Below are 16,437 nucleotides of genomic sequence, written 5' to 3'. Positions count from 1 at the left end.
GGCCATCCTGTCCCTGAAGCCCTGCCAATCAAGCCAGGCCGAAAGGCCCACTATGCATTAGAGTCAAACCGGACCACTCAATAGGGGCAGGCTAAACGCCGGCCTTGCGGAAGCTTCCGTGCTCGGCGGCCGCCAAGAAATAACGCAGATGGCGCAATTCGATCGAGGTGGAGGACGGCGCAGCCATCCGGGCTCCGGCGTGTTGAACGACTCCTGGATACTGAAACCCAAAGTTGCGATTACGTCGAGCGCCGCAGACGGATGGCATCGCTGCGGCTGAGACGCGCTGCTGGTTACTTGATGCCGAATTTTTTCGCCGCCAACAGCGATTTCCCGTCTATAATACGATCATGAGGCGTTGGCCGACTGAGATAAGCGGCCAAGCTGGTACGATAGCGTGCTTCGTGCGATTTCAGGGTGCTCTCGGGACTGTGCCGAGCACAAAAGAAAAGCGCGGAGAAGCGCACTTCACGTGCACACAAATTGCACACGCACCCCACTCAAGTCATTGAAAAATAAATATCATTTCTGCCATCCATCATAGGGGCCGTGGAAAATCTAAATGATTGATTTTTCGTCATTCTTTCCGCTACTTCAGAACGTCACGTCGCGGCGCGGGCAGTCGGTCTTCGCCACAATACGCTCCCGTTTTCGATTTTCGACGCGCGCATGCACCTGGTGCGCGCACGGATCGGGTAGCCTTCATTAGACTAAAATCCAGCTCCTGGAGAGCCTAGATCCGTCGGAAGGGGCAGTACGTCAACGAGACGTTCCTGCGCCGCAAGGATACCGAGGAAGGGGCGCTCGACATGGAGCGCCGCATCGCTCGCCAGGAGCCCGCCGTCACGCGCAGGTCGCATGACGCGAAACGCTTCCGCGTCTCGGACGTCCCTTGCGCCGGCGATTGTCGCCGTGAGGGAAAACCAAGCCGACGCGATTTGCATCCCGCGTCACCGCCGCCACCAGTGACATGCATCCATCCACCGGGAGCATCGACGTGAGACACCGTGGGCCTGAGCGGCCCCACGGTCTCGGAACTTTGCTTGGGCACAATGATCTTTGGCCGCGAGACGCGAAGCGCTAATTGCGACCAAGCTTCGGCAATCCGGTTACACATGCTGCGGGCGGTCGAGGACAGCATGGCGTGGCTGCGGTCACGGCGTCTGTCTAACTGATATTTCTATAAATATAGTAGATAAATATCCTAATCCGTGCGAAAGGAGAGTCTACCAAATCGTCGACCCGCCACGCAGAATGGAGGCGCCTATGAGCGGATTTAAGATCGTCGGCCTCAGCGGAGGCCTGTCGGCACCGTCGCGCACGCGCTCGCTGGTCGATCTCGTCACCTTGCGCATCGCGCAGGCCGCCGCAGCCGCCGACCTTTCCAACACCGTCGAGCTGATCGACATCGCGGCGCTGGAGGAGATCGGCCATCTGCGCGCCCGGCCCGGCAGCGCGGCGGTTGAGGCGGCGCTGCAGGCGGTGGAGGGTGCGGATTTCCTCGTCGCCGGCTCGCCGGTCTACAAGGGCTCTTATTCCGGCCTGTTCAAGCACTTCATCGACTTCCTCGACTATCGTGGCCTGATCGGCCTGCCGGTGGCGCTGCTGGCGACCGGCGGCAGCGATCGCCACGCGCTGGCGATCGAGCATCAGCTGCGGCCACTGTTCGCCTTCTTCCAGGCCCAGCCGCTCGGCACCGGCATCTTCTTCACCGAGCGGGACTTCGCCGACGGCGTGGTGGCACCGGGCGCGCCGGAGCAGCGCCTCGACCAGCTGGTGTCCGAGGCGGTGCGGGCGCTCGGCGCGCGCAGCCGCCATCGCCTCGCAGAAGCGACGGCGGCGTGAGATGGTGACCTGAGATGGCTCTGGCCGAACCGCATGCCGAAACCGAGGCGGGCGTTGTCGAAACGCCGAAGGCGCCACCGTCGGCCTTTCCTTTTGCCGCGGTCGAGGCGCGCATCGCCGGCTGGGTTCTCCCGGTGCTGCTGCTGGCGCTGTGGGAATATCTCTCCCGCATCGGCATGATCGCGCCCAATGTGCTGCCCGCGCCCTCGGCCGTCGCCGCAGCCGGCTGGACGGCGCTCAAATCCGGCGAACTCATCCGCAACATGTGGGTCAGCACGCTGCGCGCTCTTGCCGGGCTCGCGGTCGGCGGCGTCATCGGCCTGTTCTTCGGCATCGCCAACGGCCTGTCCGGCCTGTCGCGCCGCTATACCGACACCACCCTGCAGATGATCCGCAACGTGCCGCATCTGGCGCTGATCCCGCTGGTGATCCTGTGGTTCGGCATCGACGAGGAGGCCAAGCTCTTCCTCGTCGCGCTCGGCGTGTTCTTCCCGATCTACATCAACACGCTGCACGGTGTGCTCACCGTCGATCCGCAGCTCGTCGAGATGGGCCGTGCCTATGGCATGTCGCCCGCCATCCTGTTCCGGCGGGTGATCCTGCCCGGCGCCCTGCCCTCGATCTTCGTCGGGCTGCGCTTCGCGCTCGGCATCATGTGGCTGACGCTGATCGTAGCCGAAACCATCGCCGCCGATGCCGGCCTCGGCTACATGGCGATGCAGGCGCGCGAATTCCTGCTGGTCGATGTGGTGGTGCTGGCCATCCTCATCTACGCGCTGCTCGGCAAGCTCGCCGACGTGCTGACCCGATGGCTCGAACGGCTCTGCCTGCAATGGCACCCCGCCTTCCAGACGCCGCGGGAGTGAGCCTGATGACCATCGCTCCCTCCCCTTCCAGCTTCGCGCTGCCCGATACCCCGCGCGGCCTCGGCCTGCGGCTGGAACGGGTCGGCCGCCGCTTCGGCGCCAAGGTCGTGCTGGATCAGATCGACCTCGCCATCCCCGCCGGCCAATTCGTCACCGTCGTCGGCAAGAGCGGATGCGGCAAGTCCACGCTGCTGCGGCTGATCGCCGGCCTCGACCGGCCGAACAGCGGCCGTGTGCAGTTCGACGGATCACAGGAGAAGCCGCAGGACGTCGCGGCGACGCGTATCATGTTCCAGGAGCCGCGCCTGCTGCCCTGGGAGCGGGTGCTCGCCAATGTCGAAATCGGCCTGCCGTCCACGGTGAAGGGCGAGGCGCGCCATGCCCGCGCCCGCGCCATGCTTGCCGAGGTCGGGCTCGCCGACCGCGCCGGCGACTGGCCAGCGGTGCTGTCGGGCGGGCAGAGGCAGCGCGTGGCGCTCGCCCGCGCGCTGGCCAGCGGGCCGCGCGTGCTGGCGCTCGACGAACCGCTCGGCGCGCTCGACGCGCTCACCCGCATCGAGATGCAGGGCCTGCTCGAGCGGCTGTGGCGGGAGCAGGGCTTCACCGCCCTCCTCGTCACCCATGACGTCGCCGAGGCGCTGGCGCTGGCCGACCGCGTCGTGCTGATCGATCGCGGGCGGATCGCGCTCGATCTCGATGTCGATCTTCCGCGCCCGCGCCGGCGCGGCTCGACCGAACTCGCCCGGCTCGAAGGGCACATCCTCGACACGCTGTTTTCAACCTGATGTCCGAACGCCAACATCGAACGCCAACATCGAGAGACACCGATGACCGCCCTTACCCGCCGCACCCTTCTCGCCGGCACCGCCGGTCTCGCCGCCGCGCTTGCCGCCCCCGGCCTGCGCCCCGCCTTTGCCGCCGACACCGAGGTCCGGGTCGGCTTCCAGAAATACGGCACGCTGGTGCTGTTGAAGGGGCGCGGCATTCTCGAAAAGAAATTGGCGCCGCTCGGCATTTCCGTGAAATGGGCGGAATTCCCCGCCGGCCCGCAGATGCTGGAGGCGCTGAATGCCGGCGCCATCGACATCGGCCAGACCGGCGAGGCGCCGCCGATCTTCGCGCAGGCCGCCAGCGACAACCTCGCCTACCTGGCCAATGAGCCGCCGGCGCCGAAGGGCGAGGCGATCCTGGTGCCGCAGGACAGCCCGATCCAGTCGGTGAAGGACCTCAAGGACAAGACGGTCGGCCTCAACAAGGGCTCGAACGTGCACTTCCTGCTGGTCAAGGCGCTGGAGAAGAACGGGCTCGCCTATTCCGACATCACGGTGAAGTTCCTGCCGCCGGCCGATGCCCGCGCCGCCTTCGAGAAGGGCGCGATCGACGCCTGGGCGATCTGGGACCCGTTTCAGGCCGCCGCCGAGATCGCCATCAAGGCGCGCACCCTGACCACAGCGGAAGGGATCGTGCCGAACTACCAGTTCTATCTGGGCTCCCGGAAATTCGCCGAGGCCAATCCGAAGGTGATCGGCCAGCTCATCGAGGCGATCCGCGAGACCGACGACTGGATCCAGAAGGACCCGGCCGCCGCCGTCGCCGAACTCGCGCCCTCGACCGGCATCCCGGCGCCGGTGCTCGCCGTCGCGGTCGGCCGCCAGAGCTTCGGCGTCGCGCCGCTCACCGACAAGGTGATCGCCGACCAGCAGGCGGTCGCGGACACCTTCTTCGCCCTCGGCCTTCTGCCGAAGAAGATCATCGTCGCCGATGCGGTGCTGCGCAGCGGGCTCTAAGCCGCTGCGGCGAGGGCGCCGTTCGCGCCGCCCTCACCGCCAAGTCGCAGGATGCTGGAAGACCGGCCGCGCACGGCCCTGATAACGTCACGACCGGTTCAGGCGCCGCTCCAGCCACAGGCTGTAGCGCGAGCCGCCATAGCCGAAGGCGAAATAGATCACCGCCACGAACAGATAGGCCTCATCATAGAAGCCGAGCCAGGCCGGATCGGCGGCCGAGGCCTTGGCGGCGTTAAGCAGGTCGAAGATGCCGATCACCGCCAGCAGCGAGGTCGCCAGCAGGAAGCCGATGGCCTGGTTGACGAGGCCGGGAATGACGACGCGCAGCGCCTGCGGCAGCACGATGAGCTGCATGATCCGCCAATAGCCGAGGCCGAGCGTGGCGGCAGCTTCCCGCTGGCCGTCCGGCACCGCCTGCAACCCGCCGCGCACCACCTCGGCGATATAGGCGGCCCAGAACAGCGTGACCATGATGATCGCCCGCAGGATCTTGTCCATCGACTGTCCAGCCGGCAGCGCCAGCGGCAGGATCAGCATGGCGAAGTACAGGATCGCCACCATCGGGATGCCGCGCATCAATTCGATATAGGCGATGCTGAGCAGCCGCAGGCCGGCCATGTTCGACCGCCGCGCCAGCGCGAGCAGCACCGCCAGCGGCAGCGCCGTGGCGAAGCACACCGCCCAGATGATCAGCGACACCGGCAGGCCGCCCCATTGATTGGAGGAGACCGGCGCGATCACGCCCGGGAGCCCGGCCATCAGCAGCCAGCAGGCGATGATCACCGCCGGCCAGGCAATGGCGAGTTCCCGCCGCCAGCAGCGGGGCAGCGCGCTGGCGGCGAGCAGGCCGAGCATCAGCGCGCAGGCGAGCACCGGCCGCCATTGCAGCTCCGCCGGATAGAAGGCGAGCAGGATGAAACGGATCTTCGCCGAGATGAACGCCCAGCAGGCGCTATCGCCGGCGCGGCAATCGGCGGCATTCCCGCTCCAGGTCGCGTCGATCACCAGCCAGCGCAGCAGGGGCGGCACGAGGAGAGCCAGCAGCGCCACCGTTCCCAGCGTGACGAGGCTGTTGAACCAGGAACCGAACAGCCCGCGCCGCAGCATCGCGAGCACGGCGCCAAGCGAAGGTTCCGCCGTTCGCGGGCCGTCGAGATCGATCGCCGTCATGCCGGCGCCTCCCCGCGCAGGGCGATGCGGCGGTTGTAGAGGTTCATCAGCGCCGACACGCCGAGATTGATCGCGAGATACACCAGGATCAGGATCAGCAGCGCCTCGAAGGCCTGTCCGGTGGTGTTGGCGGTGGTGTTCACGATGCTGACGAGGTCGGGATAGCCGATGGCGACCGCGAGGCTGGAATCCTTGATCAGGTCGAGATAGTTCGAGGTGGTGAGCGGGGTGATGACCCGCAGCGCCTGCGGCAGCACCACCCGCCACATGATCTGCCCGTCGCGCAGGCCGAGCGCACGGGCCGCCTCCCACTGGCCGGCGCGTACCGACAGGATGCCGGCGCGCACGACCTCGGCGATGGCGGCGGAGAATTTCACCGTGAGCCCCGCGAGCAGCGCCGCGAATTCCGGCGTCAGGCTGGCGCCGCCGCGAATGTTGAAGCCCGACAGCGCCGGCGCCTCGAGGGCGACCGGCGCGCCCGACAGCAGCAGGATCGCCGCAAGGGCGGCCAGCATCGCCGCGCCCGAGCCGAGCACCGAGCGGAGCGTGTTGGTCGCCCGCCTGCGGCCGCGCAACAGATGGACGCCCCATCCGGCGAGGACGAGGATGGCCGCCGCCGCGCCCCACCCCGGCAGCCCGTCCACGACGAGGCGGGGCACGAACACCCCGCGATTGGTCAGGAACACCGCGTCGAACAGTACCAGCGCCTGCCGCGGTCCGGGCAAAGCGTGGGCGAGCGCGATCCACAGGAACAGTTGCAGCAGCAGCGGCGTGTTGCGCACGATCTCGACATAGACGCGCGCAAGGCCGGACAGCAGCAGGTTGCCCGACAGCCGGGCGACGCCCACCGCGACGCCGAGCACGGTCGCCAGCACGCAGCCGAGCACCGCGACCTTGAAGGTGTTCAGCAGGCCGACGAGGATGGCACGCGCATAGGTATCGCCGGCGCTGAAGGCGATCGGGCTCTCGCCGATCTCGAAATTGGCGGCGCGGTCGAGGAAGCCGAAGCCGGGACTGATGCCGATGCGCGCCATGCTCGCCACCGCGTTGGCGGCAAGCCCGTAGAACAGCGCGATGACGGCGAGGAAGACCGCGACCTGCGCGAGCGGTCGCGGCCCCCACCAGGTCGCGAAGTTCCTCAAGGCCCCGGCCTTCGCGAAGGCCGAGGCCGCTTTGACGACGCCGGTCACCGGATGATCAGCGGAACGGCGGCGAATAGAGCAGCCCGCCCTTGGTCCAGAGATTGTTGTAGCCGCGCTCCCAGCCCAGCGGCTTCAGGTGGCGGTCGAAGATCTCGCCATAGTTCCCGACCACCTTGATGATGGAATAGGCCCATTTCGGATCGAGGCCGATGGTCTCCGCCAGCGAGGGATCGACGCCGAGAAAGCGCTTGATCGCCGGGTCGTCCGACTTCAGGAACTCGTCGACATTCTTGGAGGTGATGCCCCACTCTTCGGCCTGGATGGTGACATTGACGGTCCAGTTGACCAGTTCCAGCCAGCGGTCGTCGCCGCCGGCGATGGCGGGGGCGAGCGGCTCCTTGGACAGGCGCTCGGGCAACAGGATGTAGTCGTCCGGCTTCTTCAGCTGGGTGAGCTTGCCCACCAGATCCGACGAATCCTGCGTGATCGCGTCGACGCGACCGGCTTCCAGCGCGGCAATGAATTCGCTGGTGTCCTCGATCGTCACTGGCGTGAACTTGTGGCCGCTCTTGCGGAAGAAGTCGGCAATGTTGAGCTCGCCGGTCGTGCCGCTCTGCACACCGATGGTGGCGCCGTCGAGCTCGGCGGCGGTCTTCACGCCGGTCTCCTTGCGGGCGAGGATCGCCTGCCCGTCATAGAAGATGGTCGGGCCGAAATGGAAGCCGAGCTTCAGCGCGCGGCTGATGGTGACGGTGACGCCCGAAAGCAGCACGTCGAACTCGCCGGCCTGAAGCGCCGGCAGGCGCTGCTGCGGCGAGGAGGTGGTGAACTGCGCCTTCTCCGGATCGCCGAACACGGTGATCGCCAGCGCGCGGCCATAGTCGATGAAGAAGCCCTGCCACTTGCCGTTGCTGTCGGGCGCGAAGAAGCCCGGCGTCGTGCCGACGCCGACTCGGATCGTGCCGCGCTCCTTGATCCTATCGAGCGTCGGCCCGGCGAAGGCCGCGCCCGAGGCGAGGCCGGTGGCGGCGATGAGCGTGGTGGCGACGAGCGCGCGCCAGCCGCGCGGAGAGGAATGCACTGCCATGATCGACCCTTTGGGGTTGGAGATCGGCCCGCCCTGCCCTGTCCGGGATCGGGCAGGAACGGACGGTCCCGTATTGGTGGAAAGACGTTTCGCTGCGGTCAGGCGGCCCGTTCGGTGCGCGCCCGGTCGGGGAACGGCAGGTCGTAATGGTCGCGCAGCGTCGTGCCCTCATAGTCGCGACGGAACAGGCCGCGCCGCTGCAGGATCGGGATCACGCCGTCGACGAAATCCTCGAGCCCGCCCGGCAGATAGGCCGGCATGAAGTTGAAGCCGTCGGCGGCGCCGTTGCTGAACCATTCCTCGATGCGGTCGGCGAGCTGGTCGGTGCTGCCGACGAAGGTCTGGTGGCCGCGTGCGCCGGCCAGCCGGTGCAGCAGCTGGCGGATGGTCAGCTTCTCGCGCTTCGCGAGCTCGATCACCAGCGCGGTGCGGCTGCGATGGGTCTCCACCGTCTCGGCATCGGGGAAGGCGTCGAGCGGCACCGGCGCGTCGATCGGATAGGAGGACAGGTCCACGCCGCTGAACTGCCGGAGCTGGCGCAGGCCATATTCCGGCACCGTCAGCTCGTTCAGCTCCTCCGCGAGTTTCTTCGCCTCCGCCTCGGTGCCGCCGATGATCGGGCTGATGCCGACGACGATCTTCACGTCGTCGGGGTTGCGGCGGTTCTCCACCACCTGCCGCTTCAGCTCGCGATAGAAGGCCTGCCCGTCCTCCAGCGTGCGCTGGGCGGTGAACACGACTTCCGCATGGCGGGCGGCGAAGGCGACGCCGGTCTCCGACGAGCCGGCCTGGATCAGCACCGGCCGTCCCTGCGGCGAGGGCGGCACGTTGAGCGGCCCGCGCACCTTGAAGAACTCGCCCTCATGCACGACGGGCCGGATGCGGCCGGTGTCGGCATAGATGCCGGCCTCGCGGTCGTGCACGATGGCATCGGGCTCCCAGCTGTCCCACAGCTTCTTCACCACCTGCACGAAATCCTCGGCGCGGCGGTAGCGGTCGCGATGGGCGAGCACGCCGTCGAGGCCGTAATTGCGCGCCGCGTTCTCGCTGCTGGTGGTGACGATGTTCCAGCCGACGCGCCCACCGCTCAGAAGGTCGAGCGAGGCGATCTTGCGGGCGACGTTGAACGGCTCGTTGAAGCTGGTGGAAATGGTGGCGGCGAGGCCGATATGGGTCGTCACCGCGCTCAGCGCGCCGTGCAGCGCCACCGGATCGAGTTGCTCGACGGGGCGCAGCTTCACATTGTCCGACAGCGCCGGCGTGTCGCCGAAGAACACGGCGTCGAGCTTGCCGCGCTCGGCGATGCCGGCGACCTTGCGCTGGTAGTCCAGCGAGGTGAGCCGCACCGGCTCGGAGCGCGGATGGCGCCACGCCCCTTCATGGTTGCCGCCGGTGGAGACATGGACGTTGAAATGCAGCTGGCGGGGACGTGAGCTCATAATGCACCTGTGAAAATTCGGAGCCGCACGCAGCGTTCAGGCGTTGGAGGTCGGCACCCGCCAGCGCGACAGCCGGCGCTCGGCGGTCACCAGCAGCTGGTTCACCGCCAGCCCGATCAGGGCGATGGTGAGGATGCCGGCATACATTTTCGGGATCAGGAAATTGAACTGGGCGTAGTTGATCAGGTAGCCGAGCCCGCGTGTGGCCCCGACCATCTCGGCGGCGATCAGCACGAGGATCGAGCTCTGCGCCGCGAGGCGGAAGCCGGTGAACACCGAAGGCACCGCCGAGGGCAGGATGATCTTGGTGAAGATCGACGGCGCCGGCAGCGCCAGCGAGCGCGCCGATTTGATCAGCAGTGGATCGACGCTCTTCACGCCGCTGATGGTGTTGAGCAGGATCGGGAAGAAGCAGGCGAAGGTGACGATGCCGATCTTCGAGGCCTCGCCGATGCCGAGGAACAGGATGAACACCGGCAGCAGCGCCAGCGCCGAGGTGTTGCGGAAAAACTCCAGCGCCGAGGTTAGGAAGTCGCGCACCCGGGCATACCAGCCGATCACCAGTCCGAGCGGCACCGCCAGCGACACCGCGAGGCCGAAGCCGATCAGCGAGCGGATCAGGCTGCCGGCGATGTGGTTCTGCAGTTCGCCGCTGCGCAGCATCTGGACGATGACGCCGAGCACCTGGGTGAAGGGCGGAAACCACACCCGGTCGACCAGCCCCAGCCGCGGCAACGCCTCCCACAGCGCGAAGACGGCGATCAGCGACGCCGATTTCCAGGCGAGGCCGCGCAGTGTGCGAAACCCGGCGGACAGGCGGGCGGCGGAAATCCCCACCGACGATCCGCGATCCTCATCCGTTGCGATGATCGACATCGGCCCCTCCCTGCGGGCGCGCCCGGCCGGGCGTCACTCGCCGCCCTTCCAGTAGGGGTTGAAGGCGTTGGAATAGACCTTGGTCAGGTCGAGCGCGCTGCCGTCGATCTCGCCGCGCGAATTAAGCCAGTCGACCCACATGGCGAAGTCCTGCTTCTTGATCCAGCCGCCTTCGGTCGCGATGCCGAGACTCTGCCAGTATTTCAGCGGCGCCAGGCCGGTGCCGCGCCCCTTGGCTTCGAGATATTTCGAATAGACCTCGACGACCTCGGCACGCTTGTCCTCCTTCTCCTTCTGCTGGCTCCAGGCGATGGCGCGGGCGATGCCGGAGACGAGGTGCTTGGTCGTATTGGGGTTCTTGGCGATGAAGTCGTTGCGCAGCACGCCGGTGTTGTCGTTGTAGCTGCCGAGCAGGTCGACGTTGCGGGCCAGCGCCTTGATGCCGCCGCGGGCGAGCGCCGCGTCGCGGAAGGTGAAGCCGAGGCTGGCGGCGCTGATCTGGCCGTTGCGCAGCGTCTGCTCGACATTGGGGGTGGGCAGCGGCACGAAGGTGACCTGCTTGATCTCCTCCGGGGAGAGGCCGCCCTTGACGAGATAGATGCTGCTCACCGCCTCCTGGTTGGCGCCGAGCGTGTTGACGCCGATCTTCTTGCCGATCAGGTCGCGGGCCGTGTTGATCTTGCCATCGTCGAGCGCATAGAGGCCCGGCGAGGTCAGCTCGTTGGTGCCGCGCCAGCTCACCACCGAGGTCAGCGGCGCGCCGGCGGCCACGATGTTGAGCACCGCGCCGTTGAACGCCGAGGCGATGTCGACCTGTCCGGTGGCCGCCGCCTGCAGGTTGGCCGGGCCGCCCTGCACGTCGCCGACCCGCTCCAGCGTGATCGGCGCGAGATAGCCGAGCGCATCGGCCAGCTCCAGCGGGCTGATGTCGGCGCCGGTGGACGACTGATAGCGGATCACCTTGGTTTCCAGCTCGTCCGCCGCCGAGGCCGGGGCGATGGAGACGATGGCCGATGTGAGGAGCGCTGCGGCGCTCGCCGCGAGAAACAGGCGGCGGCTTTGGATGACGCGCATCATATGTGCTTTCAGTTGGAGGACGCGGCCTGCGAACGCTGACGCGGCGGCGTCGGGTCGGACCAGAATGTCGGGGAGGTGGAGGCGCGGGGGCGGGCGACCTCGCCGCGCATGAGTTCCCAGACCTCGTGCCGATAACGGGCGAAGTCGGGATGCGAGCGGATGTCGGCGTCGAGATCGGCGCGCGGCAGGTCGACGTCGACCATCGCCTTGATGCGCCCCGGCCGCGAGGTCATCACCGCCACCCGCTGGCCGAGATAGACCGCCTCGTCGATGGAATGGGTGATGAAGACGACGGTGGTCCGGCTGCGCTGCCACAGCGCCAGCAGTTCCTGCTGAAGCAGTTCCCGCGTCTGCGCGTCGAGCGCGCCGAAGGGTTCGTCCATCAGCAGGATGTCCGGCTCGTAGACGAGGCTGCGCGCAATGGCCACGCGCTGCTTCATGCCGCCGGACAGCTCATGAGGGAATCGGTCCTCGAAACCCTTCAGCCCCACCAGTTCCAGCGCCGCGCGCGCCTTGTCCCGACGCTCGTGCCGGGATAACCCCCCGGCCGCCTCCAGCGTGAATTCGACATTGGCCTGCGCGGTGCGCCAGGGCAGCAATGCGTATTGCTGGAACACGATGCCGCGCGACAGGCTCGGCCCCGTCACTTCGCGCCCGTCGATGCGCAGCGAACCCGCGGTCGGCGTGGCGAGGCCGGCGAGGATCTCCAGCAGCGTGGTCTTTCCGCAGCCGCTGGGGCCGACGATGGTCAGGAACTCACCCGCCGGCACGTCGATCGCCACGCCGCTCATGGCGACGAACTCCTCCCCCGGCGCATCGCGCAGGGGAAAGGCGTGGCGATCGATGCGCAGGGCGATCTTGGGGGGCGCGGCGCCATCGGAGGAAGAAGCGAAAATCGTTGACATGGATCAGTACATTAAATCTATAGACTATAGAGTCAATGCACCTCTCCGCTATTTTCGCAAGGGAAGAAGACACATGGCGCGCCAGGGCCAGATGAAGCTGAACGCCTTCCTGCATCCGACCGGCCATCACGTCGCCGCGTGGCGGCATCCATCGGCGGTCGCCGATGCCGGCGTGAACTTCGACCATTATGTCGAGTTGGCCCGCACGGCGGAGCGGGCGAAATTCGATGCCGTCTTCCTCGCCGATTCGGCGGCGGTGCGTGACCGGAACATCGAATCCGCCAGCCGGACGGCCCGCTATGTCGTGCATTTCGAGCCGATCACGCTGTTGTCCGGCATCGCGGCGGCCACGCGGCATATCGGGCTGATCGCCACCGCCACCACCACCTATAACGAGCCGTTCCACATCGCCCGCAAATTCGCCTCGCTCGACCACATCAGCAAGGGCCGGGCCGGCTGGAACCTCGTCACCTCCTCCGGCGAGGCCGAGGCCGCCAATTTCGGCCGCGACAGCCATCCGGCCCATGCCGACCGCTACGACCGCGCCCGCGAATTCGCGCGGGTCGTCACCGGGCTGTGGGACAGCTGGGAGGACGACGCCTTCGTCCGCGACAAGGAAAGCGGGCTGTATTTCGAGCCGTCGAAGCAGCACGTGCTCAACCACAGGGGCCCGCATTTTGCGGTGCGCGGCCCGCTGAACGTCGCCCGCGCGCCGCAGGGCCGGCCGGTGCTGGTGCAGGCCGGTTCGTCGGAGGCCGGCCGGGAACTGGCGGCGGAAACCGCCGAGGTCATCTTCACCGCCGCCCAGACGCTCCAGGAGGCACAGGCCTTCTACACCGACGTGAAAGGGCGGCTCGCCCGCTACGGCCGTCGCCCCGACCATCTGAAGATCCTGCCGGGCGTCTCGCCGATCATCGGGCGCACCACCGAGGAAGCGGAGGAGAAGTTCGCGCAATTGCAGGAACTGATCCATCCCGCCGTCGGCCTGTCGCTCTTGTCGCAGATGCTCGGCGGCTTCGATCTGAGCGGCTTCCCGCTCGACGGCCCGCTGCCCGACCTGCCGGAGAGCAATGCCGCCAAGAGCCGGCAGAAGCTGCTGGTCGACCTTGCACGGCGAGAAGGCTTCAGCATCCGCCAGCTCTATCAATGGATCGCCGGCGCGCGCGGCCACTGGGCCATCCGCGGCACGGCGAAGGACATCGCCGACCAGCTGGAAGCCTGGTTCGAGGGCGATGCCGCCGACGGCTTCAACGTCATGCCGCCCACTCTGCCCGGCGGGCTCGACGATTTCGTCGATCTGGTTGTCCCCGAACTGAGGCGCCGCAAGCTGTTCCGCGGAGAGTATGAAGGGCGCACGCTGCGTGAAAATCTCGGCCTGCCCTATCCCCACCATCCCGCCGCCAGCGTGGGTCACCGCACCGCAGCCGTCGGCTAGATTTCCCCCGAAAGCCCCGCATAACCGAGCCCGGTCCCCGCATGAGCATCGCTTCCGAATTCCTCTGGTATATTCCCAACCAGGACAGGCCCGGCCATCGTGGCGACAACGCCGCCGAGGACCATAACAGCCTGGACACGCTGACTGAGCAGGCCAGGGCGCTGGAGGACCATGGCTGGACCGGCGCGCTGATCGGTACCGGCTGGGGCCGACCGGACACTTTCACGCTCGCCACCGCACTTGCCGCCCGCACCACCCGCTTCGAGCCGCTGATCGCCATCCGCCCGGGCTATTGGCGGCCGGCGCAATTCGCCTCCGCCGCCGCCACGCTCGACCATCTCACCGGCGGCCGGGTACGGGTTAACGTCGTATCAGGCCTCGACAATCTCGCCGCCTATGGCGACAGCGAGGGCGACCAGGCCCACCGCTACGGCCGCACCAAGGAGTTCATGCGCCTCGTGCGCCGGCTATGGACCGAGGAGGACGTCACCTTCGCCGGCGCGCATTTCCGCGTGGAGGGGGCGACCGTGGTACCACGGCTCGCCGCGCGCGGCGCGCGCCAGCACCCTAAGCTCTATTTTGGCGGCGCCTCAGAGGCGGCCGAACGGGTCGCCGCCACCGAGGCCGACGTGCAACTGTTCTGGGGCGAGCCGCGCGACGGCCTCGCCGAGCGCATCGCGCGTTTGAAGGCGCTGAGCCGCGACCTCGACCGCGATCTGCCGCCGCTCGAATTCGGCCTGCGCATCACCACGCTGGTGCGCGACACCACCGAGCAGGCCTGGGCCGATGCGGAGGCCAAGGTCGCCGGAATGGCGAAGACGCAGGGCGCCGGCTGGCACGATCACCGGCGGGCGGTGGCGGTCGGCCAGCAGCGGCTGCTCGATCTCGCCGCGCGGGGCGAGGTGCTCGACGACAATCTCTACACCGCTCCGGGCCGGTTCGGCGGCGGCGGCGCCGGCACGACGTGGCTGGTCGGCTCGGCGGCGGAGGTCGCCGGCTCGCTGGAGAAATACCGCGCGCTCGGCATCACCCAGTTCGTGCTCTCCGATACTCCCTATCTGTCCGAGATCCGCCGGCAGGGCGAGCAATTGCTCCCTTTGCTGCGGGACTGAACGCGCAGCACCGTCCGTTCGGGGGCGGCCGAGCACAGGGATGCAGCGAAAAGGCGGGCTTGGTGAACACAGCTGCCGGAACAGGAAAACAAGTCTCCAGAAACGGGCGCCACAAAAGAATATAAATCTTCCAATCCGAATTGATTTATACATGGCGACGGCAATGATGATGGGCTTCGGGGGATAGAAAATGACCCATCGCCGTCTGCTGCATCTCAACATCAACATCCTGCACGCGGGTTTCTACGCATCGGCGTGGCGTTCGCCGGAAGCCGATCCGCATGCGACCTTCGACATTGGCCACTACGTGCGCTGCGCCGAGATTGCCGAGCGCGGCACCTTCGACGCGGTGTTCCTCGCCGACCGGCCGGCGCTGGAGGACAAGCCCGACCTGCGGCCGTTCCTGTCGCTGGAGCCGACCGTGGTGCTCACCGCCATCGCCGCGGCGACCTCGCATATCGGGCTGATCGCCACCGCCTCGACCAGCTACAACGAGCCCTACAACATCGCCCGCCGCTTCGCGACGCTGGATCTCGTCAGCGGCGGGCGCGCCGGCTTCAATGTCGTCACCACCGCCGATCCCAATGCGGCGGCGAATTTCGGCCAGTCGCTGCCCGAGCACGGCGCGCGCTATGCCCGCGCCAAGGAGTTCACCGAGGTGGTGAGCGCCCTGTGGGACAGCTGGGAGGACGACGCCTTCGTCGGCGACAAGGCCGGCGCCCGCTTCCTCGATCCCGCCAAGATCCACCGCATCGATCACAAGGGGCGGTTCTTCGAGGTCGCCGGCCCGCTCAACCTGCCGCGCTCGCCTCAGGGCCGGCCGATCCTGGTGCAGGCCGGCGGCTCCGGCGACGGGCGCGACCTCGCCGCCCGGCATGCCGATGTGGTGTTCAGCGTCGGCGAGGACATCCCGCGCGCCCGCGCCTATGCTGACGACCTGCGCGCCCGCGCCGCCGCACATGGCCGCGATCCGCGCTCCATCGTGGTGCTGCCCGGCCTCGCCACCGTCATCGGCTCCACCGAGGAGGAGGCGAGGCGCCGGCAGGAGGAGCTCGGCGCGCTGATCCCGCTCGACTATGCCATCGCCCGGCTCGGCGTCACCTTCGGGCAGGACCTGTCGCATCTCGAACTCGATGCGCCGGTGCCGGACCTGCCGATCCCGGTCAATGGCAGCACCACCTTCGCACAGGCGACGCTGAATTTCGCGCGACAGGGCAACCTCACCTTCCGCCAGCTGCTCTACAAGCTCGGCGGCGGCATTGGCCATCGTGTGATCGTCGGCACGCCCGAGGCCATCGCCGATGACATCGAAGAATGGTTCACCGCCGGCGCGGCGGACGGCTTCAACCTGATGCCGGACGTGCTGCCGACCGGCCTCGAGGCCTTCGTCGACCATGTGGTGCCGATCCTGCGCCGGCGCGGCCTGTTCCGCACCCATTACGCCGAGACGACGCTGCGCGAGCGCTTCGGCCTGCCCCGTCCGGCCAACCGCTATGCCGCATCAGCGCAGGCGGAAGAGCGGCAGCGGGTGAGCGCGTGAGGGTGGAGAGCCTGATAAGCCAACCGATGGAACGGCGCGATGGAGAATGCGACGTCGCCCTTCCCAATCGGGATGACGAGAGCTTCACCGCTCTCGTCATCCCGGACGGCCGACAGGCCGATCCGGGATCGCGCAAACATGGCGAGCGATCCCAGC

14 protein-coding genes are annotated in these 16,437 nt (G+C 67.6%); 7 read left to right on the top strand and 7 right to left on the bottom strand.

The window, feature by feature from the left end:
• The first annotated feature begins 1,266 nt into the window (after positions 1-1,266).
• The 4 genes from J2X65_RS13730 to J2X65_RS13715 are packed head-to-tail and all read left to right on the top strand — an operon-like array spanning position 1,267 to position 4,498.
• On the top strand, positions 1,267-1,845 hold the full coding sequence (locus J2X65_RS13730; RefSeq protein ID WP_310201877.1) for an NAD(P)H-dependent oxidoreductase: 579 nt from the start codon (positions 1,267-1,269) through the stop codon (positions 1,843-1,845).
• A gap of 14 nt (positions 1,846-1,859) precedes the next feature.
• Positions 1,860-2,711 (top strand): ABC transporter permease subunit, encoded by an 852-nt coding sequence (locus J2X65_RS13725; RefSeq protein ID WP_310201875.1) that lies wholly within the window; start codon positions 1,860-1,862, stop codon positions 2,709-2,711.
• 5 nt (positions 2,712-2,716) lie between these two features.
• On the top strand, positions 2,717-3,496 hold the full coding sequence (locus tag J2X65_RS13720) for an ATP-binding cassette domain-containing protein (protein ID WP_310201873.1): 780 nt from the start codon (positions 2,717-2,719) through the stop codon (positions 3,494-3,496).
• A gap of 42 nt (positions 3,497-3,538) precedes the next feature.
• Entirely contained in the window at positions 3,539-4,498 is a 960-nt protein-coding gene (locus J2X65_RS13715) for a sulfonate ABC transporter substrate-binding protein (RefSeq protein WP_310201871.1), read from the top strand.
• Between the two features lie 87 nt (positions 4,499-4,585).
• On the opposite strand, the gene J2X65_RS13710 is transcribed toward J2X65_RS13715, so the two are convergent.
• The 7 genes from J2X65_RS13710 to J2X65_RS13680 form a co-directional block, all read right to left on the bottom strand.
• On the bottom strand, positions 4,586-5,668 hold the full coding sequence (locus J2X65_RS13710) for an amino acid ABC transporter permease (RefSeq protein WP_310201869.1): 1,083 nt from the start codon (positions 5,666-5,668) through the stop codon (positions 4,586-4,588).
• Positions 5,665-6,858, bottom strand: a complete 1,194-nt coding sequence (locus J2X65_RS13705) for an ABC transporter permease subunit (RefSeq protein ID WP_310201867.1) — start codon at positions 6,856-6,858, stop codon at positions 5,665-5,667. The genes J2X65_RS13710 and J2X65_RS13705 overlap by 4 nt, the downstream gene beginning before the upstream one ends.
• Positions 6,859-6,865: 7 nt before the next feature.
• Positions 6,866-7,897 carry an amino acid ABC transporter substrate-binding protein gene (locus J2X65_RS13700; RefSeq protein WP_310201865.1) on the bottom strand — a complete coding sequence of 344 codons (1,032 nt, stop codon included), beginning with the start codon at positions 7,895-7,897 and terminating at the stop codon, positions 6,866-6,868.
• A gap of 98 nt (positions 7,898-7,995) precedes the next feature.
• Positions 7,996-9,336, bottom strand: a complete 1,341-nt coding sequence (locus J2X65_RS13695; protein WP_310201863.1) for an LLM class flavin-dependent oxidoreductase — start codon at positions 9,334-9,336, stop codon at positions 7,996-7,998.
• Positions 9,337-9,372: 36 nt separating this feature from the next.
• Positions 9,373-10,212 (bottom strand): ABC transporter permease, encoded by an 840-nt coding sequence (locus J2X65_RS13690; RefSeq protein ID WP_310201860.1) that lies wholly within the window; start codon positions 10,210-10,212, stop codon positions 9,373-9,375.
• Between the two features lie 33 nt (positions 10,213-10,245).
• A complete protein-coding gene (locus J2X65_RS13685; protein ID WP_310201858.1) occupies positions 10,246-11,289 on the bottom strand; it encodes an ABC transporter substrate-binding protein in 1,044 nt (347 codons plus the stop codon).
• Between the two features lie 8 nt (positions 11,290-11,297).
• Positions 11,298-12,194 carry an ABC transporter ATP-binding protein gene (locus tag J2X65_RS13680; RefSeq protein WP_310201856.1) on the bottom strand — a complete coding sequence of 299 codons (897 nt, stop codon included), beginning with the start codon at positions 12,192-12,194 and terminating at the stop codon, positions 11,298-11,300.
• A gap of 73 nt (positions 12,195-12,267) precedes the next feature.
• Here J2X65_RS13680 and J2X65_RS13675 point away from each other — a divergent pair, with 73 nt between their 5' ends.
• From J2X65_RS13675 to J2X65_RS13665, 3 genes are all read left to right on the top strand, one after another.
• Positions 12,268-13,629 carry an LLM class flavin-dependent oxidoreductase gene (locus J2X65_RS13675; RefSeq protein WP_310201854.1) on the top strand — a complete coding sequence of 454 codons (1,362 nt, stop codon included), beginning with the start codon at positions 12,268-12,270 and terminating at the stop codon, positions 13,627-13,629.
• Positions 13,630-13,670: 41 nt separating this feature from the next.
• Positions 13,671-14,741 carry an LLM class flavin-dependent oxidoreductase gene (locus tag J2X65_RS13670; protein WP_310201852.1) on the top strand — a complete coding sequence of 357 codons (1,071 nt, stop codon included), beginning with the start codon at positions 13,671-13,673 and terminating at the stop codon, positions 14,739-14,741.
• 190 nt (positions 14,742-14,931) lie between these two features.
• Complete coding sequence (locus J2X65_RS13665) at positions 14,932-16,281, top strand: LLM class flavin-dependent oxidoreductase (RefSeq protein WP_310201851.1); 1,350 nt, start codon at positions 14,932-14,934, stop codon at positions 16,279-16,281.
• The last annotated feature ends 156 nt before the right edge of the window (positions 16,282-16,437 follow it).

The organism is Ancylobacter sp. 3268 (assembly GCF_031456575.1).
Classification (GTDB): domain Bacteria; phylum Pseudomonadota; class Alphaproteobacteria; order Rhizobiales; family Xanthobacteraceae; genus Ancylobacter.
This window is presented reverse-complemented; position numbering and strand designations above follow the sequence as displayed.